At 38.4% G+C, this 3,952-nt stretch carries 5 protein-coding genes; 2 read left to right on the top strand and 3 right to left on the bottom strand.

Going from position 1 to position 3,952, the window contains the following annotated elements; genetic code table 11:
* Together AC1DPQ_RS20340 and AC1DPQ_RS20335 are read right to left on the bottom strand one after the other, a co-directional pair.
* On the bottom strand, positions 1 to 1,157 hold a 1,157-nt coding region (locus AC1DPQ_RS20340), incomplete at its 3' end, for an STN domain-containing protein (RefSeq protein WP_477610695.1).
* A gap of 55 nt (positions 1,158 to 1,212) precedes the next feature.
* Positions 1,213 to 2,331 (bottom strand): FecR family protein, encoded by a 1,119-nt coding sequence (locus AC1DPQ_RS20335; RefSeq protein ID WP_477579551.1) that lies wholly within the window; start codon positions 2,329 to 2,331, stop codon positions 1,213 to 1,215.
* A 159-nt stretch (positions 2,332 to 2,490) separates the two neighbouring features.
* Here AC1DPQ_RS20335 and AC1DPQ_RS20330 point away from each other — a divergent pair, with 159 nt between their 5' ends.
* Positions 2,491 to 3,153 carry an RNA polymerase sigma factor gene (locus AC1DPQ_RS20330; protein WP_477579552.1) on the top strand — a complete coding sequence of 221 codons (663 nt, stop codon included), beginning with the start codon at positions 2,491 to 2,493 and terminating at the stop codon, positions 3,151 to 3,153.
* 9 nt (positions 3,154 to 3,162) lie between these two features.
* Here AC1DPQ_RS20330 and AC1DPQ_RS20325 read toward each other — a convergent pair whose 3' ends face one another.
* Positions 3,163 to 3,360 (bottom strand): hypothetical protein, encoded by a 198-nt coding sequence (locus AC1DPQ_RS20325; RefSeq protein WP_029277580.1) that lies wholly within the window; start codon positions 3,358 to 3,360, stop codon positions 3,163 to 3,165.
* Between the two features lie 278 nt (positions 3,361 to 3,638).
* Between AC1DPQ_RS20325 and AC1DPQ_RS20320 the strand changes: the two genes are divergently transcribed.
* A partial coding sequence (locus tag AC1DPQ_RS20320) for a Gfo/Idh/MocA family protein (RefSeq protein WP_477610694.1) occupies positions 3,639 to 3,952 on the top strand: 314 nt, incomplete at its 3' end.

Genomic DNA, 3,952 nt, shown 5'->3' with positions numbered 1-3,952 from the left:
GAACCATTACGTGCCACCTCAATCTGGGCATCGGTATAAGATTTCGGAAGACCTGCATTTATCTGTGCCTCGCCAAGCAGTGTCATATAGTCAACTGAGCCTAACATTTTAGGCAAACGTGTTGGTGTTTGAAAACCATAATAACCGTTATACGAAATAACTGCCTTCTGATTAAACTTACCTTTCTTTGTGGTAACCAAAATTACACCATTTGCAGCCCTGGAGCCATATATTGATGAAGATGCGGCATCTTTAAGCACGGTTACGCTTTCTATATCATCCGGATTAATCCAGTTCATATCACCTGGTACACCATCAATCAATACAAAAGGATTTGGATTATTGGTGGTTCCTGTTCCTCTTATCCTTAATACCGAATGTGTAGCACCTGGTTGCCCGCTACCGCCAATAGTGGTAAGCCCGGTAATGGTACCTTGCAAACCTGTAGAAACCGCCGTAATAGGCCTATCTTCCAAAACCTTGGCATCAACCTGCGATATAGCTCCCGTTACATTTGCTTTGCGCTGTGTTCCATAACCAACTATAACCACATCATTCAGTCCAACGGTTGACGGTTTTAAACTAATCGTATAAGTTGTTTGGCTTCCAATAGTGAAACTGTAATCTTCATAGCCTACCATCCGTACCTTTATTTTATCGCCAGCAAAAGCTACAATACTAAATCGGCCCATATCATCAGATGACACTGCTTTTTTAGAACTTTCGTTCACAATACTTGCTCCAGGTATTCCGGTTCCGATTTCATCAGTAATCGTGCCCTTAATATCAAGCTTTTGCGGTAGCGCCTTTTTCGTAATTACAATGGTGTGCTGCTCTATGGCATAGCTAAGCGGCAGGCTTTCAAGACTTTTGTCCATTACCTGTTGTATGGTCATGTCTTTTACCGTTACATTGAAAGTTCCGGCCTCACCGATCATTTCGTTGTTATATAAAAAGTCATATCCGCTCTGCTTTTTAATTTCCTGAAAAATTTCTTTCAATGAAGCTCCTTTTAGCGAGAAGTTTATCTTCTGTGCGTAAAGGGATGCTCTTACCTGGACGCAGAAGATTAATAATACGGCAATCGTTAGTCGCATCACTTTAAGTGGTTGAAACATGGAACTTAGCCTGGTTCTTTTTAAGTAAAAAAAATTCATTTTGTATGGTTTGTTTAGTGGGTGGTTAATCCGTTTTGTTGTTTAGGGCAAAAATTTAGTTGATAACTGTTACCCTCCTTTCTGCAATGTTGAATTTTACCGTTCCTGTAAGACTGAGCACTTTTAGTACTTCAGAAATATCTTTAAACTTCGATACCGAACCTGTGTATGATAATTTGTTATTATGGGTATTGTATACAATATCTATGTCGTACCATCTCGAAATTTTGCGCATTACTGATGATAAATTTTCTTCATTAAACAAGAAATAGCCATTCTTCCAAGCCATGGTCTGCTCTATATCTGCTTTGTTCACAGTAAACTTGTTTTCATATAAAACCCCTTCTTCGCCAGGTTTAAGATAGGTAACGGCTGAAGCTGATGTGAGCATCACTTTTCCTTCCAATAGCGTAGTTTTAATAAAAGCTTCGTCTTTATAGGCCATTATATTAAAGTGTGTACCCAGTACCTTTAGCTTCATATCCTGTGCTTTTACATAAAAAGGCATTTGTTTGTTCTTTGCTACTTCAAAATAGGCCTCACCATCGAGCTCTACCTCACGGCTGTTACCCGTAAACCGCGTTGGAAAGCGGATGGAACTAGCGGCGTTTAACCAAACTTTAGAACCATCAGGAAGTACAAGAGAATATTGCCCTCCTCTTGGAATCGATACTGTATTAAGCGCCACTTCTTGTGATGCTTCAGAAATAACATCGTAAGCCAATGTTCCATCGGCGGTTTTATTGATGGTAGTACCACTTTCTGAAGCTATTTGCCCTTGAGCTGCAGTATTTAGTACAATCTGTTGTCCGTTACCAAGCGTAAGTATGGCTTTATCAGAACCAGGCTTGATCGTTTTTGCATGATTTAATACCACCACATTCTTCTCATTTTTATGGTTAGTATTGAAGTAAAAAACTGTTGATACAATAAAAACCAATATTGCCGCTGCTGCTGCCATCTTCGTCCACAGTATAAATGGTTTTATACGCTTGCGCTCACCAACCGTTTCAATGATCTGCGAGAATATGCGTTCGGCCTGCTCGCCACCCGGCTTTGTGCTTTCAATCAGTTCGAAATCATCTTCATAAGCATTTAAGCTTTCTATTTCTTCTGGTGTACACTTTCCTTGAAGTGATTTTTGATAGAGAATGATATATTCCTGTTTTGTCATGTAAAGCGCTTTTCATCATAGAGCCACAGCTCCACCCACACACACTTATTTTTTTAAAAAATATTTAACAAGCCTAAAATGATTGAGAATTAAGATATCGTTCAAAATATTTATATTAGCTTAACAAATTCTTTATCTTGATCAATGAACTTTGCATAAATGAAACCTATCCATCTAGAGGCAGACGAGCGCGAATTATGGGAGGCCATTAAATTCGGGAATCAAAAAGCATTTAAAATATTATTTGATCGGTACTTTCCTACCTTGATAGCTACAGCTTCGCACTATTTGCAGGATGAAAATGAATGCGAAAACATTGTGCAGGATATTTTTCTCAATATATGGCTCAAAAGAGAAGTGCTCGAGATCAGGGATTTTAAAAGTTACCTTAAAGCGGCAGCAAGGTATCATGTGTATAAAGTGATCAGAAGTAAAAAATTAGCAAGAAGTGTAATTTTTACGGATGAAAATCTGGAAAACGAATCGGCCTACGCCATTAATAATGGTGAGGAATGGCTTAACGTATCGGCGCTAAAAACACAGATTAGCGGATATTTACGAATGTTGCCTAAACGTTGCAGGGAAATTTTCTTAATGAGCAGGGAAGAAAATTTAACAAATATCGAAATTGCCGAGAAACTTAATATTTCTAAACGAAGCGTCGAAAATCAGATAACCGCAGCGCTTCATCACCTTCGGGTTAATATCAAAAACTACCTCTTTATTAGCGGATTGGTTTATTTTTACGCGGCACAAAATCCTTCAACAGACAAAAATATTCATTTCCTTGTTGAGTCGCTATTGTTGTATCCGCTGATTTAGTTTAATGGGTTAGTTTTCATGCGCTCCGGCTTCGCCAGCCAATATCCTCTCCATTTCTATCATCATCTGCTCGGCCAGGCGTTGTTTAGCTTGCAATTTCGACAGGTAAGCATCTGCAAATGTTACTTCCAGTTCATCCATAATAAAGGCATATTTTGCCTTAAGTTCTATAAGATCAATCTGAAGTTTCTTGGAAAGATTTTGCATAATACAAAGCTAAAAAAAAGGAAGGCTATAATTCCGGATAAAGGTTTTATTTTTCTTTTTTGAAAAAATACACTAAATAGACAAAACCGTTAAAACAATCTCCTAATTCTTTCGTTTATAAATTGATTCCGGCGTGGTTTCCGGAATAGTTTGTTTGGTTAGTTGATTAGGGATCACTCCCAAAGTGAATCCCTTTTCTTTTTTACAAAGCTTTCTATCGATTGAGCATATTTTCCAGGCAATATTTTCTAAATTCAACCTTTCAAATCGATTATATAATGGAAGAAATCAGATGGGGCATTATTGGCTGTGGAGATGTGACCGAAGTAAAAAGCGGGCCAGCTTTTAATAAGGTAGCCAATTCTAAATTGGTGGCCGTAATGCGCCTTGATAGTACCAAAGCAGCAGATTATGCAAAAAGACACAATGTTCCGAAATGGTATAACAATGCCTCTCAACTGATTAACGATCCGGAGGTTAATGCCATTTACATTGCTACCCCACCTTTACAGCACGAAGCTTATACCATCGAGGCTTTAAAAGCTGGCAAGCCGGTATATGTAGAAAAACCCATGACTTTAGATGCTAATGC

This window comes from Pedobacter sp. 01T416_2, assembly GCF_056398925.1.
This window is presented reverse-complemented; position numbering and strand designations above follow the sequence as displayed.

Coding starts and splice junctions, on each gene's coding strand:
- AC1DPQ_RS20335 (WP_477579551.1), bottom strand. CDS start 2,331: ATGACAAAACAGGAATATATCATTCTCTATCAAAAATCACTTCAAGGA.
- AC1DPQ_RS20330 (WP_477579552.1), top strand. CDS start 2,491: ATGAAACCTATCCATCTAGAGGCAGACGAGCGCGAATTATGGGAGGCC.
- AC1DPQ_RS20325 (WP_029277580.1), bottom strand. CDS start 3,360: ATGCAAAATCTTTCCAAGAAACTTCAGATTGATCTTATAGAACTTAAG.